Origin of the sequence: Vibrio aestuarianus (assembly GCF_028858425.1) — a bacterium.
GTDB lineage: Bacteria > Pseudomonadota > Gammaproteobacteria > Enterobacterales > Vibrionaceae > Vibrio > Vibrio aestuarianus.
Genome location: NZ_JAKNYQ010000001.1, coordinates 738170 through 758280, shown reverse-complemented (window position 1 = coordinate 758280; position 20111 = coordinate 738170). Strand labels below are relative to the sequence as shown.

The 20111-nt window shown below is 44.4% G+C and carries 13 protein-coding genes, 4 tRNA genes, 4 rRNA genes and 1 pseudogene; 7 read left to right on the top strand and 15 right to left on the bottom strand.

Features of this window, described 5'->3' with window-relative positions; genetic code table 11:
* Window positions 1-24 precede the first annotated feature (24 nt).
* The 4 genes from leuB to MCT08_RS03685 all read left to right on the top strand — a co-directional run bounded on the left by leuB (window position 25) and on the right by MCT08_RS03685 (window position 4111).
* Entirely contained in the window at window positions 25-1116 is a 1092-nt protein-coding gene (gene leuB / locus MCT08_RS03700) for a 3-isopropylmalate dehydrogenase (protein WP_053310703.1), read from the top strand.
* 61 nt (window positions 1117-1177) lie between these two features.
* Window positions 1178-2602, top strand: a complete 1425-nt coding sequence (gene leuC / locus MCT08_RS03695; RefSeq protein WP_053310702.1) for a 3-isopropylmalate dehydratase large subunit — start codon at window positions 1178-1180, stop codon at window positions 2600-2602.
* A 10-nt stretch (window positions 2603-2612) separates the two neighbouring features.
* A complete protein-coding gene (gene leuD, locus MCT08_RS03690) occupies window positions 2613-3215 on the top strand; it encodes a 3-isopropylmalate dehydratase small subunit (RefSeq protein ID WP_053310701.1) in 603 nt (200 codons plus the stop codon).
* 113 nt (window positions 3216-3328) lie between these two features.
* Window positions 3329-4111 carry a DUF547 domain-containing protein gene (locus MCT08_RS03685; protein WP_171979755.1) on the top strand — a complete coding sequence of 261 codons (783 nt, stop codon included), beginning with the start codon at window positions 3329-3331 and terminating at the stop codon, window positions 4109-4111.
* A gap of 44 nt (window positions 4112-4155) precedes the next feature.
* Here MCT08_RS03685 and rrf (MCT08_RS03680) read toward each other — a convergent pair.
* The 13 genes and pseudogenes from rrf (MCT08_RS03680) to MCT08_RS03620 form a co-directional block, all read right to left on the bottom strand.
* Window positions 4156-4271, bottom strand: a 5S ribosomal RNA gene (rrf, locus tag MCT08_RS03680).
* Window positions 4272-4301: 30 nt separating this feature from the next.
* Window positions 4302-4377, bottom strand: a tRNA-Thr gene (locus tag MCT08_RS03675).
* A 69-nt stretch (window positions 4378-4446) separates the two neighbouring features.
* Window positions 4447-4562, bottom strand: a 5S ribosomal RNA gene (gene rrf / locus MCT08_RS03670).
* Window positions 4563-4645: 83 nt separating this feature from the next.
* Window positions 4646-7537 (bottom strand): 23S ribosomal RNA (locus tag MCT08_RS03665).
* A gap of 297 nt (window positions 7538-7834) precedes the next feature.
* A tRNA-Ala gene (locus MCT08_RS03660) sits at window positions 7835-7910 on the bottom strand.
* Between the two features lie 44 nt (window positions 7911-7954).
* Window positions 7955-8031 (bottom strand) — tRNA-Ile (locus MCT08_RS03655).
* Window positions 8032-8096: 65 nt separating this feature from the next.
* A 16S ribosomal RNA gene (locus MCT08_RS03650) occupies window positions 8097-9643 on the bottom strand.
* The 16S, 23S and 5S rRNA genes sit together here with 3 tRNA genes alongside, the layout of an rRNA operon.
* Window positions 9644-10241: 598 nt before the next feature.
* A complete protein-coding gene (locus MCT08_RS03645) occupies window positions 10242-11495 on the bottom strand; it encodes a cyclic di-GMP phosphodiesterase (RefSeq protein ID WP_274677904.1) in 1254 nt (417 codons plus the stop codon).
* A 410-nt stretch (window positions 11496-11905) separates the two neighbouring features.
* The gene (locus MCT08_RS03640) at window positions 11906-12766 is read right to left on the bottom strand and encodes a nuclear transport factor 2 family protein (RefSeq protein ID WP_168520990.1); all 861 of its coding nucleotides are present in this window, start codon (window positions 12764-12766) and stop codon (window positions 11906-11908) included.
* A 123-nt stretch (window positions 12767-12889) separates the two neighbouring features.
* Window positions 12890-13768 carry an AraC family transcriptional regulator gene (locus MCT08_RS03635; protein WP_168520988.1) on the bottom strand — a complete coding sequence of 293 codons (879 nt, stop codon included), beginning with the start codon at window positions 13766-13768 and terminating at the stop codon, window positions 12890-12892.
* Between the two features lie 227 nt (window positions 13769-13995).
* Window positions 13996-14139: pseudogene (locus MCT08_RS03630) on the bottom strand (peptidase M23); the annotation flags it as partial.
* Window positions 14082-14297 (bottom strand): hypothetical protein, encoded by a 216-nt coding sequence (locus MCT08_RS03625; RefSeq protein ID WP_168520621.1) that lies wholly within the window; start codon window positions 14295-14297, stop codon window positions 14082-14084. The gene MCT08_RS03625 and the pseudogene MCT08_RS03630, both read right to left, overlap by 58 nt.
* A gap of 520 nt (window positions 14298-14817) precedes the next feature.
* Window positions 14818-14902 (bottom strand) — tRNA-Leu (locus tag MCT08_RS03620).
* A gap of 198 nt (window positions 14903-15100) precedes the next feature.
* Between MCT08_RS03620 and MCT08_RS03615 the strand changes: the two genes are divergently transcribed.
* On the top strand, window positions 15101-15577 hold the full coding sequence (locus MCT08_RS03615) for an RDD family protein (RefSeq protein WP_053309794.1): 477 nt from the start codon (window positions 15101-15103) through the stop codon (window positions 15575-15577).
* A 58-nt stretch (window positions 15578-15635) separates the two neighbouring features.
* Here MCT08_RS03615 and lptG read toward each other — a convergent pair whose 3' ends face one another.
* Window positions 15636-16706, bottom strand: coding sequence for an LPS export ABC transporter permease LptG (lptG, locus tag MCT08_RS03610; protein WP_168520946.1), 1071 nt, complete (start codon window positions 16704-16706; stop codon window positions 15636-15638).
* A gap of 3 nt (window positions 16707-16709) precedes the next feature.
* Entirely contained in the window at window positions 16710-17810 is a 1101-nt protein-coding gene (gene lptF, locus MCT08_RS03605) for an LPS export ABC transporter permease LptF (protein WP_168520944.1), read from the bottom strand.
* A gap of 190 nt (window positions 17811-18000) precedes the next feature.
* Here lptF and pepA point away from each other — a divergent pair, with 190 nt between their 5' ends.
* Window positions 18001-19509 (top strand): leucyl aminopeptidase, encoded by a 1509-nt coding sequence (pepA, locus tag MCT08_RS03600; protein WP_053309443.1) that lies wholly within the window; start codon window positions 18001-18003, stop codon window positions 19507-19509.
* Between the two features lie 68 nt (window positions 19510-19577).
* Window positions 19578-20027, top strand: coding sequence for a DNA polymerase III subunit chi (locus tag MCT08_RS03595; RefSeq protein ID WP_053309444.1), 450 nt, complete (start codon window positions 19578-19580; stop codon window positions 20025-20027).
* The last annotated feature ends 84 nt before the right edge of the window (window positions 20028-20111 follow it).

The following is a 20111-nucleotide window of genomic DNA, read 5'->3' as shown; positions in this document are numbered from 1 at the left end:
ATATTAAAATAGTAAAGGATTCACATGACAGACAAAACGTACAAAATTGCCGTTCTAGCCGGGGATGGGATTGGTCCTGAAGTAATGCAACAGGCTAACAAGGTATTAGATGCTATTGAAAAAAAACATGGTATTCGCTTTGCTCGTGAAGAGCATGATGTTGGTGGCATTGCCATCGATAACCATGGTTGCCCATTACCAGAAAGTACGGTTAAAGGTTGTGAAGAAGCAGATGCCGTATTATTCGGTTCAGTCGGCGGCCCTAAATGGGAACATTTGCCACCCAACGATCAACCAGAACGTGGTGCCCTTCTTCCTCTGCGTAAACATTTCCAGCTGTTTTGTAACTTACGCCCAGCACAAATCCATTCGGGTTTAGAAGATTTCTCACCACTACGCGCTGATATCTCGGCTCGTGGGTTTGATATTGTCGTCGTCCGTGAACTCACTGGTGGGATCTACTTCGGTCAGCCTAAAGGTCGTGAAGGTGAAGGAGCAAATGAAAAAGCATTTGATACTGAAGTGTACCATCGCTACGAAATCGAACGTATCGCCAAAATTGCTTTTGAATCAGCACGCCTACGTCGCAAGAAAGTATGCTCGGTAGATAAAGCAAACGTACTACAAAGTTCTATTTTATGGCGTGAAGTCGTTGAAGGCATTGCCAAAGATTACCCAGATGTGGAGCTTTCACACATTTATATTGATAATGCGACAATGCAGCTAATTAAAGACCCATCTCAATTTGATGTCATGCTGTGTTCAAACATTTTTGGTGACATAATTTCAGATGAATGTGCAATGATAACTGGCTCAATGGGCATGCTACCATCAGCAAGTCTAAATGAGAGCAACTTTGGTTTATACGAACCTGCAGGTGGCAGTGCGCCAGATATCGCAGGCAAAAACATCGCAAACCCAGTGGCTCAAATCTTATCGGCAGCCCTCATGCTTCGCTATAGTTTGGGCGAAGAAGACGCTGCGCAAGATATCGAAAATGCAGTGTCTAAAGCTCTATCAGCAGGAGAGCTAACTGCCGATCTCTCTGGCGGTAAACCAGCGCTTTCGACTTCAGAAATGGGCGATAAGATTGCCACGTATATTTTAAATTCATAATTGGTAGTTCTAGGCTGTTGCCTAGAACTCTATAAAGCTCTCAGAGCTCAAGGAAGAAGCAATGTCACACGCAAAAACCTTATACGAAAAAATCTACGATGCTCACGTTGCTGTCGCAGCGGAAGGCGAAAATCCGATCCTGTATATTGACCGACACCTTGTACATGAAGTGACATCCCCACAAGCCTTTGACGGCCTGCGTGAAAAAGGTCGCCAAGTACGCCAAGTCAATAAAACCTTCGCCACCATGGATCACAACGTTTCAACCACAACCAAAGACATCAACGCATCGGGTGAAATGGCACGTATCCAAATGGAAACTCTCTCTAAAAACTGTGAAGAGTTCGGTGTAACCCTCTATGACTTGAACCATAAATACCAAGGTATTGTGCATGTTATGGGGCCGGAACTAGGTATCACTTTACCAGGTATGACGATCGTTTGTGGTGACTCACACACCGCAACACACGGGGCATTTGGTTCTCTAGCCTTTGGTATTGGCACTTCAGAAGTTGAACATGTACTTGCTACTCAAACCCTGAAGCAAGCTCGCGCTAAGACAATGAAAATAGAAGTTAAAGGCAAAGTCGCGCCTGGTATTACAGCAAAAGATATTGTCTTAGCAATTATTGGTAAAACAACAGCGGCTGGCGGTACGGGTTATGTCGTTGAGTTTTGTGGCGAAGCGATTACCGACCTTTCAATGGAAGGCCGCATGACTGTCTGCAATATGGCAATTGAACTTGGAGCCAAAGCGGGCCTTATCGCACCCGATCAAACCACATTTGATTACATAAAAGGACGTAAGTTCTCTCCTCAAGCAGCCGATTTAGATGCAGCAATTGAGTACTGGAAAACATTAAAAACAGATGATGACGCTAAGTTTGATGCAGTCGTAACCCTAAACGCAGCAGACATCAAGCCACAGGTCACTTGGGGTACAAACCCTGGGCAAGTTATAGCTGTCGACGAAGCGATCCCATCTCCAGATAGTTTTACTGACCCAGTAGAAAAAGCATCAGCAGAAAAAGCATTAGCATACATGGGACTTGAAGCAGGTAAATCATTATCAGACTACAAAGTAGACAAAGTCTTTGTTGGTTCTTGCACAAACTCTCGCATTGAAGATATGCGAGCAGCAGCTCAGGTAGCAAAAGGAAAGAAAGTCGCTTCACATGTTCAGGCTCTGATTGTTCCAGGCTCAGAACAAGTCAAAGCGCAAGCGGAAGAGGAAGGTTTAGATAAGATCTTCATTGACGCTGGTTTTGAGTGGCGTTTACCTGGCTGTTCAATGTGTCTAGCGATGAATAATGACAGACTCGGTGCTGGAGAACGTTGTGCATCGACATCAAACCGAAACTTTGAAGGTCGGCAAGGTCGTGATGGACGCACACACTTAGTGAGTCCAGCAATGGCTGCTGCTGCTGCCATCGCTGGGCATTTTGTCGATATCCGTGATATTCATTCTTCAGTATTAAACTCATAGGGGATTACCAATGTCAGGTTTTAAACAACATACAGGATTGGTCGTTCCTCTTGATGCAGCGAACGTCGACACAGATGCAATTATTCCTAAGCAATTTTTGCAAAAAGTTAATCGTATCGGTTTTGGTAAGCACCTTTTCCATGATTGGCGCTTTCTAGATGATGCAGGTGAACAGCCCAACCCAGACTTTGTAATGAACGAACCTCGTTATCAAGGTGCAAGCATTCTACTTGCCCGTGAAAACTTTGGCTGTGGGTCATCAAGAGAACATGCTCCATGGGCTTTAGCGGACTACGGTATTCAAGTCATGATCGCTCCAAGTTTTGCCGATATTTTCTATGGAAACTCTATCAATAACCAAATGGTTCCAGTACGCCTTACCGATCAACAAGTGGATGAGATTTTCCAATTTGTAGAAGAAAATGAAGGCGCACAAGTAACCGTGGACCTTGAATTAATGCAAGTGAAAGCGAATGGCAAAACATACCCGTTTGAAATTGATGAATTTCGTCGCCACTGCTTGCTTAATGGGCTAGATAACATTGGTTTAACGCTACAGCATGAAGCAAAAATCGCTGCTTATGAAGCAAAGATTCCTAACTTTTTGAAATAGTTATTATCACTTTCGATTCTCAAAGGTTGGTGTAAATACATCAACCTTTTATTTTATCTGAAATTTATCAAATGCTGTCTAGGTCATATAGGATATGAAATGAGAGGTGAATAATGAAATATCTATTAGCATTATGTTTAACACTTAGTTCAACAAACGTATTGTCCGCACCAAAATCGAAATTATGGGATTACTGGAATCACAGTAACGAAGAAAGCACACAGACTATTTCACATCAAGTTTGGCAGACAACGCTTGATAGCTATTTAATCAAAGACGATCACAATAATCTCTTTGACTATAAAAATGTAAATTTAAAAGATAAGACACATTTAGAGCAATATATTTCACAGCTATCCAAACTTGACCCAAGAGAATACACAAAAGCGGAACAATATGCCTATTGGGTTAATTTATACAACGCATTAACAGTTAACTTGGTAGTCGACAATTACCCAATTTCATCCATCACCAAACTTGGAGGCTTGTTTTCATTTGGTCCTTGGGAACAAAAGATCATTAACATTAATCAAAAAGAACTGACTCTCAATGATATTGAACATCGAATTTTAAGACCGATTTGGAAAGACCCACGTACCCACTACGCTATCAACTGTGCCAGTTTAGGGTGCCCAAACTTACAAGAGCAAGCTTTCACAGCTAAGAATACTCAACCGTTGCTAGAAAAGTCAGCAACTGAGTTTATTAATAGTGAAAAAGGAGCAAAGCTCACCAATGATAAATTGGTACTCTCTTCTATTTATGACTGGTTTTCTGAGGACTTTGGTACAAAACAGCAACTTTTTCAGCATCTAGCACGATATAATAAGACTCTAAAAGATACTAAAAGAGACGTTAGCTATCACTATGACTGGAAATTAAATGATGTGCGTTAGATAGCAAAAAACCTCAGCATTTCTGCTGAGGTTTCGTAATTCAAACCTGGCGATGTCCTACTCTCACATGGGGAAGCCCCACACTACCATCGGCGCTATTGTGTTTCACTTCTGAGTTCGGCATGGAATCAGGTGGGTCCACAATGCTATGGTCGCCAAGTAAATTCTTTTTAGCTACAGAGCTTAAAACTGGTGCTGATACCCAGAATCGAACTGGGGACCTCACCCTTACCAAGGGTGCGCTCTACCGACTGAGCCATATCAGCACACTATATACATATCGTCCAAGAGGACTAAAAAAGCCCGTTTTCTCAAACGGGCTTTTTAAAATTAAAGCCTGGCGATGTCCTACTCTCACATGGGGAAGCCCCACACTACCATCGGCGCTATTGCGTTTCACTTCTGAGTTCGGCATGGAATCAGGTGGGTCCGCAACGCTATGGTCGCCAAGCAAATTCTTTAATTCGGAAAGCTGAATTCGTTCTTCACATTCAATGTTCTTCTATTGAGCCCACAAAACCCCTTCGGTGTTGTATGGTTAAGCCTCACGGGCAATTAGTATTGGTTAGCTCAACGCCTCGCAGCGCTTACACACCCAACCTATCAACGTTCTAGTCTTGAACAACCCTTTAGGACACTTAAAGTGCCAGGGAAGACTCATCTCAGGGCTCGCTTCCCGCTTAGATGCTTTCAGCGGTTATCGATTCCGAACTTAGCTACCGGGCAATGCTACTGGCGTAACAACCCGAACACCAGAGGTTCGTCCACTCCGGTCCTCTCGTACTAGGAGCAGCCCCCTTCAATCTTCCAACGCCCACGGCAGATAGGGACCGAACTGTCTCACGACGTTCTAAACCCAGCTCGCGTACCACTTTAAATGGCGAACAGCCATACCCTTGGGACCGACTTCAGCCCCAGGATGTGATGAGCCGACATCGAGGTGCCAAACACCGCCGTCGATATGAACTCTTGGGCGGTATCAGCCTGTTATCCCCGGAGTACCTTTTATCCGTTGAGCGATGGCCCTTCCATTCAGAACCACCGGATCACTATGACCTACTTTCGTACCTGCTCGAATTGTCATTCTCGCAGTTAAGCGGGCTTATGCCATTGCACTAACCACACGATGTCCAACCGTGTTTAGCCCACCTTCGTGCTCCTCCGTTACTCTTTGGGAGGAGACCGCCCCAGTCAAACTACCCACCAGGCACTGTCCGCAACCCCGATTAGGGGCCAACGTTAGAACATCAAAACTACAAGGGTGGTATTTCAAGGACGACTCCACGCAATCTAGCGACTGCGCTTCTAAGTCTCCCACCTATCCTACACATGTAGGTTCAATGTTCAGTGCCAAGCTGTAGTAAAGGTTCACGGGGTCTTTCCGTCTAGCCGCGGGTACACTGCATCTTCACAGCGATTTCAATTTCACTGAGTCTCGGGTGGAGACAGCGTGGCCATCATTACGCCATTCGTGCAGGTCGGAACTTACCCGACAAGGAATTTCGCTACCTTAGGACCGTTATAGTTACGGCCGCCGTTTACCGGGGCTTCGATCAAGAGCTTCGACCTAAGTCTAACCCCATCAATTAACCTTCCGGCACCGGGCAGGCGTCACACCGTATACGTCATCTTACGATTTTGCACAGTGCTGTGTTTTTAATAAACAGTTGCAGCCACCTGGTATCTGCGACTCTCAGTAGCTCCATCCGCTAGGGACTTCACCGCCAAGAGCGTACCTTCTCCCGAAGTTACGGTACCATTTTGCCTAGTTCCTTCACCCGAGTTCTCTCAAGCGCCTTGGTATTCTCTACCCGACCACCTGTGTCGGTTTGGGGTACGATTGCTTATAATCTGAAGCTTAGAGGCTTTTCCTGGAAGCATGGCATCAATGACTTCACACCCGTAGGTGCTCGACGTCGTGTCTCAGCCTAACAAGAAACCGGATTTACCTAGTCTCTTAGCCTACGCACTTGAACCTGGACAACCGTCGCCAGGCCCACCTAGCCTTCTCCGTCCCCCCATCGCAATTATAAGCAGTACGGGAATATTAACCCGTTTCCCATCGACTACGCTTTTCAGCCTCGCCTTAGGGGTCGACTTACCCTGCCCCGATTAACGTTGGACAGGAACCCTTGGTCTTCCGGCGTGGGGGTTTTTCACCCCCATTATCGTTACTCATGTCAGCATTCGCACTTCTGATACCTCCAGCATGCTTTACAACACACCTTCAACGGCTTACAGAACGCTCCCCTACCCCACAATCTTACGATTGCAGCCGCAGCTTCGGTTTACTACTTAGCCCCGTTACATCTTCCGCGCAGGCCGACTCGACCAGTGAGCTATTACGCTTTCTTTAAATGATGGCTGCTTCTAAGCCAACATCCTGGCTGTCTGAGCCTTCCCACATCGTTTCCCACTTAGTAGTAATTTGGGACCTTAGCTGGCGGTCTGGGTTGTTTCCCTCTCCACGACGGACGTTAGCACCCGCCGTGTGTCTCCCGGATAGTACTTACTGGTATTCGGAGTTTGCAAAGGGTTGGTAAGTCGGGATGACCCCCTAGCCTTAACAGTGCTCTACCCCCAGTAGTATTCGTCCGAGGCGCTACCTAAATAGCTTTCGGGGAGAACCAGCTATCTCCGAGTTTGATTGGCCTTTCACCCCTAGCCACAAGTCATCCGCTAATTTTTCAACATTAGTCGGTTCGGTCCTCCAATTGATGTTACTCAATCTTCAACCTGCCCATGGCTAGATCACTCGGTTTCGGGTCTATATCCAGAGACTAAAGCGCCTAGTTAAGACTCGGTTTCCCTACGGCTCCCCTATACGGTTAACCTTGCCACTGAATATAAGTCGCTGACCCATTATACAAAAGGTACGCAGTCACAGGACAAAGCCTGCTCCTACTGCTTGTACGTACACGGTTTCAGGTTCTATTTCACTCCCCTCACAGGGGTTCTTTTCGCCTTTCCCTCACGGTACTGGTTCACTATCGGTCAGTCAGTAGTATTTAGCCTTGGAGGATGGTCCCCCCATATTCAAACAGGATATCACGTGTCCCGCCTTACTCGTTTTCACTTAGAATGACGTGTCGGTTACGGGGCTATCACCCTTTATTGCCACGCTTTCCAGCGTGTTCACCTGCATCATTTAAAGCTTAAGGGCTAGTCCAATTTCGCTCGCCGCTACTTTCGGAATCTCAGTTGATTTCTTTTCCTTCGGGTACTTAGATGTTTCAGTTCCCCGAGTTCGCCTCGCTGCGCTATGTATTCACGCAGCGATACTAGCTTATGCTAGTGGGTTTCCCCATTCGGAAATCGTAGACTCAAGTGGCTTTTACTGCCTAATCTACGCTTATCGCAAGTTAATACGTCCTTCATCGCCTCTGACTGCCAAGGCATCCACCGTGTACGCTTAGTCACTTAACCATACAACCCGAAGAAGTTTCGTGTTGATGACAAGTCACCAAGGTTTAGTGTCTCTCTTTATTGAATGAGCGAGAGACATTTCGATTTTGCCGGACTCAATTTTGAAAACTTACCGCAGTAAGCTTTCCCAAGAACACTTGAATGTGTTTGGTATCAACACGTAAACGTATTGATATTGAGAACTTTATTTGATAACAACAAATCACGTTGTTATCAGTCAGCTTTCCAAATTGTTAAAGAGCAAGATTTTCTGATGAAAACCATTTTTAAAAACACTTAAGCAAATGTGCTTAAAGATGGTGGAGCTATGCGGGATCGAACCGCAGACCTCCTGCGTGCAAGGCAGGCGCTCTCCCAGCTGAGCTATAGCCCCATCAGGTGTGTGATACTGTGTGCCAATCTTCGATTAAGAAGAATTGGTGGGTCTGAGTGGACTTGAACCACCGACCTCTCGCTTATCAGGCGAACGCTCTAACCACCTGAGCTACAGACCCAGCATCGTCTCTAAAACTGTATAAACCATCAATCTGTGTGGACACTCATCAGTGTAATCATCGTATAAGGAGGTGATCCAGCGCCAGGTTCCCCTAGCGCTACCTTGTTACGACTTCACCCCAGTCATGAACCACAAAGTGGTGAGCGTCCTCCCCGAAAGGTTAAACTACCCACTTCTTTTGCAGCCCACTCCCATGGTGTGACGGGCGGTGTGTACAAGGCCCGGGAACGTATTCACCGTGGCATTCTGATCCACGATTACTAGCGATTCCGACTTCATGGAGTCGAGTTGCAGACTCCAATCCGGACTACGACGCACTTTTTGGGATTCGCTCACTTTCGCAAGTTGGCTGCCCTCTGTATGCGCCATTGTAGCACGTGTGTAGCCCTACTCGTAAGGGCCATGATGACTTGACGTCGTCCCCACCTTCCTCCGGTTTATCACCGGCAGTCTCCCTGGAGTTCCCGACATTACTCGCTGGCAAACAAGGATAAGGGTTGCGCTCGTTGCGGGACTTAACCCAACATTTCACAACACGAGCTGACGACAGCCATGCAGCACCTGTCTCAGAGCTCCCGAAGGCACTCCTGCGTCTCCGCTGGATTCTCTGGATGTCAAGAGTAGGTAAGGTTCTTCGCGTTGCATCGAATTAAACCACATGCTCCACCGCTTGTGCGGGCCCCCGTCAATTCATTTGAGTTTTAATCTTGCGACCGTACTCCCCAGGCGGTCTACTTAACGCGTTAGCTCCGAAAGCCACGGCTCAAGGCCACAACCTCCAAGTAGACATCGTTTACGGCGTGGACTACCAGGGTATCTAATCCTGTTTGCTCCCCACGCTTTCGCATCTGAGTGTCAGTATCTGTCCAGGGGGCCGCCTTCGCCACCGGTATTCCTTCAGATCTCTACGCATTTCACCGCTACACCTGAAATTCTACCCCCCTCTACAGTACTCTAGTCCGCCAGTTTCAAATGCAGTTCCGAGGTTGAGCCCCGGGCTTTCACATCTGACTTAACGAACCACCTGCATGCGCTTTACGCCCAGTAATTCCGATTAACGCTCGCACCCTCCGTATTACCGCGGCTGCTGGCACGGAGTTAGCCGGTGCTTCTTCTGTCGCTAACGTCAAATGATGCTGCTATTAACAACACCACCTTCCTCACGACTGAAAGTACTTTACAACCCGAAGGCCTTCTTCATACACGCGGCATGGCTGCATCAGGCTTGCGCCCATTGTGCAATATTCCCCACTGCTGCCTCCCGTAGGAGTCTGGACCGTGTCTCAGTTCCAGTGTGGCTGATCATCCTCTCAGACCAGCTAGGGATCGTCGCCTTGGTGAGCCATTACCTCACCAACTAGCTAATCCCACCTAGGCATATCCTGACGCGAGAGGCCCGAAGGTCCCCCTCTTTGGCCCGTAGGCATCATGCGGTATTAGCCATCGTTTCCAATGGTTATCCCCCACATCAGGGCAATTTCCTAGGCATTACTCACCCGTCCGCCGCTCGTCATCTTCAAAAGCAAGCTTTTGAAATGTTACCGCTCGACTTGCATGTGTTAGGCCTGCCGCCAGCGTTCAATCTGAGCCATGATCAAACTCTTCAATTAAAGTTTTGTTGGTCCTAAGACCGGCTCAATGAATACTGACTTCAAAACTGTTTTTACTCGAAAGTAAAAAGTAATTTTAAAGCTATTGTTGCTCCAACAGAACAACAATGAATTGACTGTGCCGCTTATTGGTTTTCACTTTTTAATAAAAAGTGAAATCAAAAAGCATTCGAACTATTGCTAGTTCAGGTCACTCAGTTCATTGATAAATCTTTTTCGATTATCATCAACGAGTGCCCACACAGATTGATAGGTTTATATTGTTAAAGAGCGTTCTTCATTTGGTTGCCGTGGCTTCCTTGGAAGAGGCGGCCATTCTAGCGAGATAATTTTTTGTGTCAAACACTTTTTTAAATTATTTCGTCTTACCGATTTGACCTTCTGATTGACTGGCTAGTGGGGCTTGAACCCTTACTGGCTGTGCCGTGTCAGTGAGGCGGCATTATAGGGAGATAAAATATGATGGCAACTTATTTCTTTATAAAATTGCCTACCCAGCACTCAAGCGAACAAAAAGCCAACAAATCACTTGTTTTTGCTCAATTAACCACCAGAAAGTACTCATCCAACACTAGTTAAGCCAGCTTCAAATTCGAAATTAGTCATCACTGTCAAAGAAATATGAAATCCGAGAACGAGGATTTAAATATTCCCGTATTTTGTCAGGCAGTTTATGAGGCAAAATCGCATTAACGATTTTCAAATCCCTATCCGCCAAATCGATGATTGGGGCTTGCGTTCTAGGTACCGAAGGATCATAGATCAAGACATTTGGATATAGTAAATGCCGGGCATTCACGGAAATAACCAATCCAACCATATTATTGGATAGCTGCACTACAGTTCCGGGCGGAAAAACCCCCATAAACTTGATCAGAATGTTGAGGTTTTCGTTGCTGTAGAGGTGTTTACAATGTTTATACATATAAGAAAGAGCAATGTATGGGATTTTTTGTTCAGCAACAATGCTAGGATGGCAAAGATTATCAAAGGCATTGGCTACCGTAATAACTTGTGACAACTCATCAATATCTGCTTCTTTTAAACCGAGTGGATAACCGCTGCCATCGTTTAACTCATGATGCTGCTCTATCACTTTTTTTGCGCTGTCAGGAAAACTCTCAATATGGCTCGCTATCTCTAAGCCATATTTAGTATGCAACTTAAGATAGTTTAGCTCGGGTTCAGTCAGCTTTGTTTTCTTTCTTACGATAGCGGTTGGAACTTTAATTTTCCCCATATCATGGAACAAAGCTGCGAATGCCAATTCCTTGATTTTTTGAGCATCGTAACCTTTGGCTTTACCAATCAGCATGGCAATGACAGAAACATTCAATGAATGGAAGTAGATATCTTCAAACTCACTTTTGCCATTCATTAGATGTAAAGTGACGTTATCCTCACTTAAAAGTTTATCAACAATGTCCTCAACCAAAAGAGAAGCTTCATCTACTGCATCTTCTGGACGATTACGAATTTTATTCATCACAGCTCGCATGCGAGCCAATGAACGTTCAAATTCTTTCTCGCAATTTAAAATGCGACGTCGATAAGCATTGAGCTTTTCAATTCGTTTTTGCTTCTCTTCCCACAGTTTCTTAGCTTCACTATCAACATAAGAGGGTTCTTCACCCACCTCTTCTGGTTGGCTATTAACTGGTAATGGCTGTGTATCACTTTGAGCGGGATTAATATAGACGTGCTGAATACCCAAATGCTTAATCAATTGAATTTGCTCTTGAGACTTAATTTTAAAGCTATTGAAGAGGAAGGGGTGTTCATTCCATTTAACTGGCAACCTAATATGTAAGCCAGGTTGCAGTCTATCTACAGTAATTTTTATGCTTGCCACAATCTACACAACACCTTAAGTCAAATGGTTATAACATTTAAAAAAGAAGATACTTACACGCTCATCAGCTACATGTTAAGTCTCAACCCATCATTTGTGTATATAAATGTGGTAGCTAAACGCAACAATATAAAATGAGAAACGAGAAGTGGACCCCAATGGTTGAACACACAAGCTCATTTATTAAGTGGTTGACCCAGCTCATGCTGCGTATCTTTGCCTACCGAAGTAGGCCTCATCAGGAGTGAGGTGATGCCGACAACTTTAATAGACATATTAGTTACTCCTGATCTCACTGGTTGCACCATAAGTTTGGTACAACGACGCTAGAAGGGAGGTGCGTCCATCACATCAAAGCCAAAGAGAGTCCACAATGTGACTCTCTTTTTTGTGTATGTTGTGGTTAGATGCTACTTAAAGCCGAACTTACCATTACCGTTCTTCCACTCTGACTTCGGTGGAATCGCTTCAATCGTGTCCCAATGCTCTACAATCTTGCCATTGTCGACACGGAATAAGTCATAGAACGCGACGTGTTGATTCATGAATTGACCTTCACTCACTGATAACATGAAGTTCCCTTCACCGATAATCACATGGTTCTTGCTGTATACCATCGGCATGCCGGCTTCCGCTAGTTGCTTAAGTGCAACACCCAAACCACTCAAGCCGTCGGCCACTGCAACGTTGTGTTGGATGTAGTCACTGTCTTTATCACCGATGAACTTACTGATCTGAGACATGTCCCCTTTCATCAGAATGGTTTGTACAAAATCAGAGACGATCGCTTTGTTCTCATCCGTTTTGTTTACATCTGTGATTTCTGTTGCACCGTCAAATTGAGTGCGACCACTTGGATTAGGTTTCGCCACATCTTGTAAGTTATCCCAGTGTTCGACGATCAAACCATCTTCAAAACGGAAAATATCAAAGCCCGCTTTTGGTCCGAAAAAATCGTATTCCGTGTGCAATGCCACGTATTCGCCATCTTGAATGGTGCGAATCACTTTCGCTTTAGCACTGCCTTCTGGCAGCATCTTCATTACTTCACCAAAGCCTGCTAAACCATCTGCAACCGCAAGATTATGCTGAATGTACTTATTTGGATTGATGTATGAAATCGCGTTTTGGTCACCAGTTTCAATGCTTGAGATAACCGCGACGGCTTTATCACGATTCGACAATTCCTCGGCATTCACGGCGAAAGAAGCGCTAGCAAAAACAGTGGATGCGATAACAGAGCTAGCGAAAAAGTGAGTCAATTTGTTCATATTATTTTCCTCTTATTGGCTTGAGAACAATAATAGGAATGAATCAAAGACTCGTCTGTGTGGATGTGCGTCGAAAAATGGTCAATATCGAACATTAATACAAAAAGGCGTTCATACTCAACATCATAACTGTGGTTCAGCGTACTGCTTCTGGAATTGGCTTGGTGTCATATTGGTTTGATTTTTAAAGTATCGAACAAAATTACTCGCATCTTGAAAACCAAAGTCAAAAGCTAACTGTTGCGTCGTAACGTTACTCACCACCAAGCGACGCTTTATCTCTATCGTGACAAACGCATCGATCATTTGTTTCGCGGTTAAGTTCGTTGCCAGCTTGCAGATAACATTTAACGTTTTGTACGTTGACCCCATCTGCCCGGCATACCAGTTCGCATCACGGATATGTTCATAATTGGCTTGGAGCAAATCAAAGAAACGCGCAAGCTTGTAGCTCTGCTCTTTGGTTAACTTATCGTGCCGCTCCTCAGGGCGAAGGCGATGCAACATTAAAGCGAAAGAAGAGAAAAGATACATGACGATCAACGGGTCGGAATGCTGACTTTCAATTTCCTTGATAACCTCACCAATAAGCAGTTTGGCACTCTGGCACGTAGCTTCGTCTAAGCTCAATAGTGGCGAACGAGCTTGGTTTAAATGCGTTGGCGTGTAATTAGGTAAACGCATGTTGGCATGCACTTGGTCTAAAAACGCTTGGGTGAAAATGATCACTTTACCGCAGGGCTTGTTGGACAAATCGAAAGCTTGCACCTGCTCACGACGAACAAAGAGGATGCTACCAGATTCAAACGGATACTGCTTAAAATCCACCATGTGCACGCCACTGCCTTTTTCGATGTAAACCATCATAAAGAAGGTAATGCGATGCGGTTTTTGAGGTGAATGGCTTTTGTACTCTTGGCCATGCAAGCTTTCTAGATCGAAGATTTCAATCTCTGCTTGATTCGATTTCTTATGGTCAAAGTCTACGGTTGGTATTTGCATTAACCCTCCACTCGTTACTACTTATATTTTGGTCAATTTCAGCAGGAATGCGAATCGAACTGTATCACATCGCGCAACCAAGGTAGCGTTTGAGGTGGTGAATGTCTGTCTAATCTCCCTAAACCAACATGCTGCTTAAAATAACCGAGTCCATAACACAACTTGGCTCTTAAAACACAAAGGCAAGCCGAAGCCTGCCTTTATTCATTTATCTATGCAATGAGAGTCTAAGACGTCTTTTTACCCTCGTTCGCTTTTGCATTACTCGCATTTTGCTCGGTGGCAACCACATCATCAAACTCAGATAGTCGTGCTAAGAATGCAGGTTTGTCTTTGTTTGGAATCGAACTCGCCAACGGTAAATCTGACCTGTCGGATAGTCAGATAAGAACAGGTACAACGACTTTTCACAAACAAGCTTGACTGAATCGGACTTAGAAAAAACAAAGACTTTATCAACAACAGAAGCGTTAATTTTTTCTAGCTCCTTCAGTCCTACATTTTCAGCATCGACGAAAATCATCTTCATAGTTGGTCAAGCTCCATTTGTTCACCACTATAAAGAAGATTACACAGTTGCATATCGATATCAACTTGGAGTTAATTCATCTGTGTGATTGATTGTAGATGTATTACCCCAACGCGCTTACTACACACACCACAAAACCTCCTATCTCAAACCGACTTTTCGACTATCCATCAAAACGATCAGTTGTTCCATAAAGGCAAAGCTAAAACCTCATAGCACCGTAAATTCACCATGGTCGTACCATGGTTCTTCTCGCTCGAAGCCCTTGGTAATACTGGCTTGTGCGACGACTGCTTTTTGCATTTATTGGATTTACTGGGATTGCCTTGCGCACAGAATCGTCATGCGATGAACCATATATGAACCATGGGAGAAATTTTAAGGAGGATAAAGAGAGCTTATTGGAGCGAAAAAAGATGTGATAACAGAAAAGGAAAACTGAGGTAAGCACCTGAAAAGTCGAACATTTAAAAGCGCTTAAAACGACGAAAGGCCGCTATAAAAGCGACCTTTCTATGTATGGTACCGGTGGGCGGACTTGAACCGCCACGCCCGAAGGCAACGGATTTTGAATCCGTCGTGTATACCAATTTCACCACACCGGCATCTTGGGGCTTCGCCCTTTGATGTTTGGCATTATACGTAAGAAACGCAGAGGTGCAACAGCAAAATATTGAAATACAAATCGTTTGCCGATATTTTAGCCACAAATATTAAAGCTGTGCGTTTGTTCTCTTTTCAGCGCAACTTTGAGTCTATATGCTTGCTGCAATTTTGGAAAACTCGAAAGACCTATGAACGTTATGAGTAGTAAATCCTCCCTCCCCCCTGCTGGTTTAATGCGCCGCTTTGGTGCACTTTTTTATGATGCACTAATTATCATTGCACTTGAGATGATGGCAGCAGGCATTGTAATCGCGATATTAGAAGCCCTCGTGGCTTTCGGTGCAATGAGTTACGGCCCATATGATGATGTCAGCGATTTGCTGACCCATCATCCTATATGGAGCTATGTTTACACTTTCTATTTAGCCGCTGTTTGGGTTTATTTCTTTGTCTTTTTCTGGACAAGAGCTGGGCAAACTTTAGGTATGAGAGCTTGGAGATTGTTGATCGTCAATGACGATGACACGCAAATTAGTGCCACTCAAGCCTTAATACGCTTATTTACCTCTGGCTTTGGATTATCAAACTTAACAGTACCGTTTGATCACGAAAAACGAGGGTTTCAGGATATATGGGCTAAAACGAAAGTTGTGGTACTTCCTAAAGTTAATTGAAGCACACCAAGTAAGCAGATAAAAAAAGGAAGAGCACATGCTCTTCCTTTTTCTTTATCTATAACTTTCTTCTCAACAACATTACGGCTATCACAAGAAATACAACACTTGGAGCAATTGCTCCCAATGCGGGGGGAAGCCCGTATACGATGCTAAGTGGTCCAAAAAATTCACTGGATATATAAAACGTAAACCCAGCAATCACCCCTGACAGTATTCTTGCCCCCATAGTGACACTACGTAATGGACCGAAAATAAATGAAAGTGCCATCAGCATCATCACTGCAATAGAAAACGGTTGAGTGATCTTACGCCACAACGCCAAATCATAACGAGATGAGTCCTGCTCAGAAGCTTTTAGATAAGAGACATAATCATATAACCCACTTAAAGAGAGTTCTTCAGGTTTAACGGTTACAACCGCTAACTTATCGGGAGCAAGCGATGTCGTCCATTGATACTCTGGCAATTGCTGCTTAGAAATGACAATTTCATCGCGCATATCGGTAATTTGAACATCTTTCATTATCCATTGATTATCTTTGTCATAATCGGCTTCTTTGGCAAAAAAGATGTTCTGTAATTTCTTATTGTTATCAAAGCGCCACATGTTCAATCCATAGAGCTTATCGTTATCTATTTTGCCAATAAAAATAAAATCGTTCGCATCACGAGCCCAAACACCACTTCGTACCGAAACGATACTGCCACCTGAAATCGCAAAAGAGCGAGAGTCTCGAGCTAACTTCTGAGCTTGAGGTGCCCCCCATTGCCCAAGAACAGTAATTATGATCATCAACGGAACGGCTGTTTTCAAAACAGAGAAGCCGATATCAAGTTTTGACACTCCTGCCGCCTGCATCACGACCAATTCGGAGCTTGCCGCCAGCATCCCTAAGCCGATCAAGGCTCCAAGTAAGGCCGCCATCGGGAAAAACATCTCAATATCACGGGGGACACTCAAAATAACAAAGAACAGCGCTTGCAACAGGTCAAACCCGCCTTTACCTACGTGTCTCAAATTATCAACAAATTTGATAATGCCCGATAAACCAACAAAAACAATCAGCACTAAAGAGGTGGTTACAATGATAGTGCGGCCAATATATAAATCTAAAATCTTAAACACGACTTATACCACCCTCTTCTGTCTGAGCTTATCTTTAAAGCGCCTCACTGGCACACTATCTAGTGTATTCACCAAAATTGCAGCAATAAGTAATGCGGCATTAATTGGCCACATACCAATAACGCTAGAAAGTGAACCATCTTCAATCGCTGATTTTGTGGCACTGAGCGTCAGGAAGTAGGCAAGATAAATTAAAATCGCAGGTCCCATTTTTGCAAAACGACCTTGACGAGGATTTACGGCAGAAAGTGGCACAACCAACATCGTTAGCAGCGGAATACAAACAACAAGCGAAATTCGCCATTGTAGTTCCGCTTGCGCTTTTGTATTTGAGCTCGAGACTAACTTTAACGTAGGCAAAGCTTCCCAATCACGACCTTTAGGTTTTACTTCACGTTGCCCGATAAGCCCTTCGTATTCATCAAATTCCGTAATCATATAGTCAATACGAGTCGGCACCCCCTCATAGCGAGTTCCCTCATACATAGTAATCATTTGACGACCATCACTCAGTTCTTTGACGTCGCCTGAATTCGAAAACATCACACTTGGTAAAATAGAATCACGTGGAGCCAGTTGAGCAACAAACACGTTGTACAGCTTCTTATTTTCAACACTATCGATAAATACAACAGAAGAGCCGTCAGGGGTACGTTGGAACTGACCTTGTTGTAATAAATCAACGCTGTTTTCCGCTGCTAGTTGTTCTATCAATTGAGCGTACTTATCTTGGCTCCATGGTGCCAACCAAAACGCATTAAATGCAGCAGTACCCGCGGTAATAACAGCAAGATATAATGCCCCCTGAATCAAGAACTTATTGCCAATTCCGGTGGCATTCATCACGGTAATTTCGCTTTCCGCGTATAAACGACCAAAAGTCAGTAATATGCCGATATAAAGGCTTAAAGGCAGCATTAATAGCCCCATCGCAGGCATTTTTAACGCCACAATAGAGAAAATCATCCGGGCAGGAATTTCACCAGCAGAAGCATCAGCCAAAACTTCTATAAATTTTTGGCTCAGAAACACTAAAAAAAGCACAAAAAAGATCGCAAATTGGCTCTTGAGTGTCTCGCGGATCAAATATCTAACAATAATCACGCTGAAATTACCTATACAAAACTTGTTTTTTTGATTGAATCACTATAATTTCCCGTTGAACCTTTTATTTTTAAAATTTTCACTAACTGTTAGCCCGTTCAATTAATAGTAGATCCAAACATGGATTCAACAACTAAGAGCGCATTATCTAACATTTAGTTCTATTTGTCTTCAGGATGTAGGAGTACGCATGGAGTTCAGTGTAAAAAGTGGCAGTCCAGAGAAACAACGTAGCGCATGTATCGTTGTGGGAGTGTTCGAACCACGCCGCCTTTCTCCAGTAGCAGAGCAGCTTGATAAAATCAGCGATGGCTATATTAGTTCACTACTTCGTCGTGGTGATCTCGAGGGTAAACCAGGCCAGATGCTACTGCTGCATCAAGTACCAGGTGTTCTTTCTGAGCGCGTTTTACTGGTTGGTTGTGGTAAAGAACGTGAATTAGGCGAACGTCAATACAAAGAAATCATTCAAAAAACTATTAGCACACTTAATGAAACGGGTTCAATGGAAGCTGTCTGTTTCCTCACGGAACTGCACGTCAAAGGCCGTGATACTTACTGGAAAGTACGCCAAGCCGTTGAAGCAACGAAAGATGGCCTATACACCTTTGACCAATTTAAGAGTGCAAAACCAGAAACTCGTCGTCCACTGCGTAAATTGGTCTTTAATGTACCAACTCGCCGTGAGCTTAACTTAGGCGAACGTGCCATTTCGCACGGTCTAGCTATCGCTTCTGGTGTGAAAGCATCTAAAGATCTTGGCAATATGCCACCAAATATTGCTAACCCAGCCTATCTTGCTTCTCAAGCTCGTCGCTTAGCTGACGATTACGAGACAGTATCAACCAAAATTATTGGTGAAGAAGAGATGGAAAAACTAGGTATGAGCTCATACCTAGCGGTTGGTCGTGGTTCAAAAAATGAATCGATGATGTCGGTCATTGAGTACAAAGGCAACCCAGACCCAGATGCGAAACCAATCGTATTGGTGGGTAAAGGTCTAACGTTCGATTCAGGCGGCATTTCATTGAAACCAGGCGAAGGCATGGATGAAATGAAGTATGACATGTGTGGCGCGGCTTCTGTCTTTGGTGCAATGAAAGCACTCGCGAAATTAAACCTACCATTAAATGTTGTGGGTATATTGGCTGGCTGTGAAAATATGCCAGGCAGCAATGCTTACCGCCCAGGTGATATTCTTACTACTATGTCAGGCCAAACCGTTGAGGTACTCAATACCGATGCCGAAGGTCGCCTAGTGCTTTGTGATGCACTCACTTACGTTGAGCGTTTTGAACCCGATTGCGTAGTCGACGTAGCAACGCTGACTGGTGCTTGCGTCATCGCACTAGGTCATCATATCAGTGGTGTCATTTCAAACCACAACCCGTTAGCACACGAACTGGTTAACGCTTCAGAGCAAGCAAGCGATCGCGCATGGCGTCTACCTATGGCAGACGAATACCATGAACAGCTGAAAAGTCCATTTGCCGATATGGCAAATATCGGTGGTCGCCCTGGTGGTACGATTACCGCTGGTTGTTTCTTATCTAAATTTGCTAAGAAATATAATTGGGCGCACTTGGACATCGCTGGTACAGCGTGGAAGTCAGGTGCGGCTAAAGGCTCAACGGGTCGCCCGGTCTCATTGCTCGTCCAATTCTTATTGAATCGCAGTGGCCAAGAGGCTGAGGAATAAACCTCAAAATTTGAAAAGGGCCGCAAGGCCCTTTTTTGTTGATGAGTAACTGATCATTAGGCAATAAAATGCAACGAGCTACTTTTTACATTGTGAATGAAAATAGTCCTCAGGCTCAGCTGGAGGGGTTCGAACAATACGTCTTGTTCCTTACTCATCACTTTGCCAAACAAGGCGCTAAAGTGTATTTGCATTGCCATGATAAAACTCATGCTGAACAATTTGCAGAACACCTGTGGCAAGTATTACCAGAAAATTTCGTCGCGCATAATCTAGTCGGAGAAGGCCCTAAATACTCAACCAATATTGAAATTGGCTATCAAGGGGTAAAACCCAATTGGAATCGCCAACTGGTAATAAATGTGGCGGATAATCATACAACCTTTGCGAACGCCTTTACAGAGGTGGTAGACTTCGTCCCCTGCGAAGAAAAAGCAAAGCAACTGGCTCGCGAAAGGTATAAAATCTACCGACAAGCTGGCTATCAGCTGCAAACAATCGAGATCCAACATCCATAAGTTAAACCTTATAGTTAAGGCGATCTTAAACAAGATTCTTCACTTATAAAGTTTGACTAAGATTAATCATTCACAGTACCCATT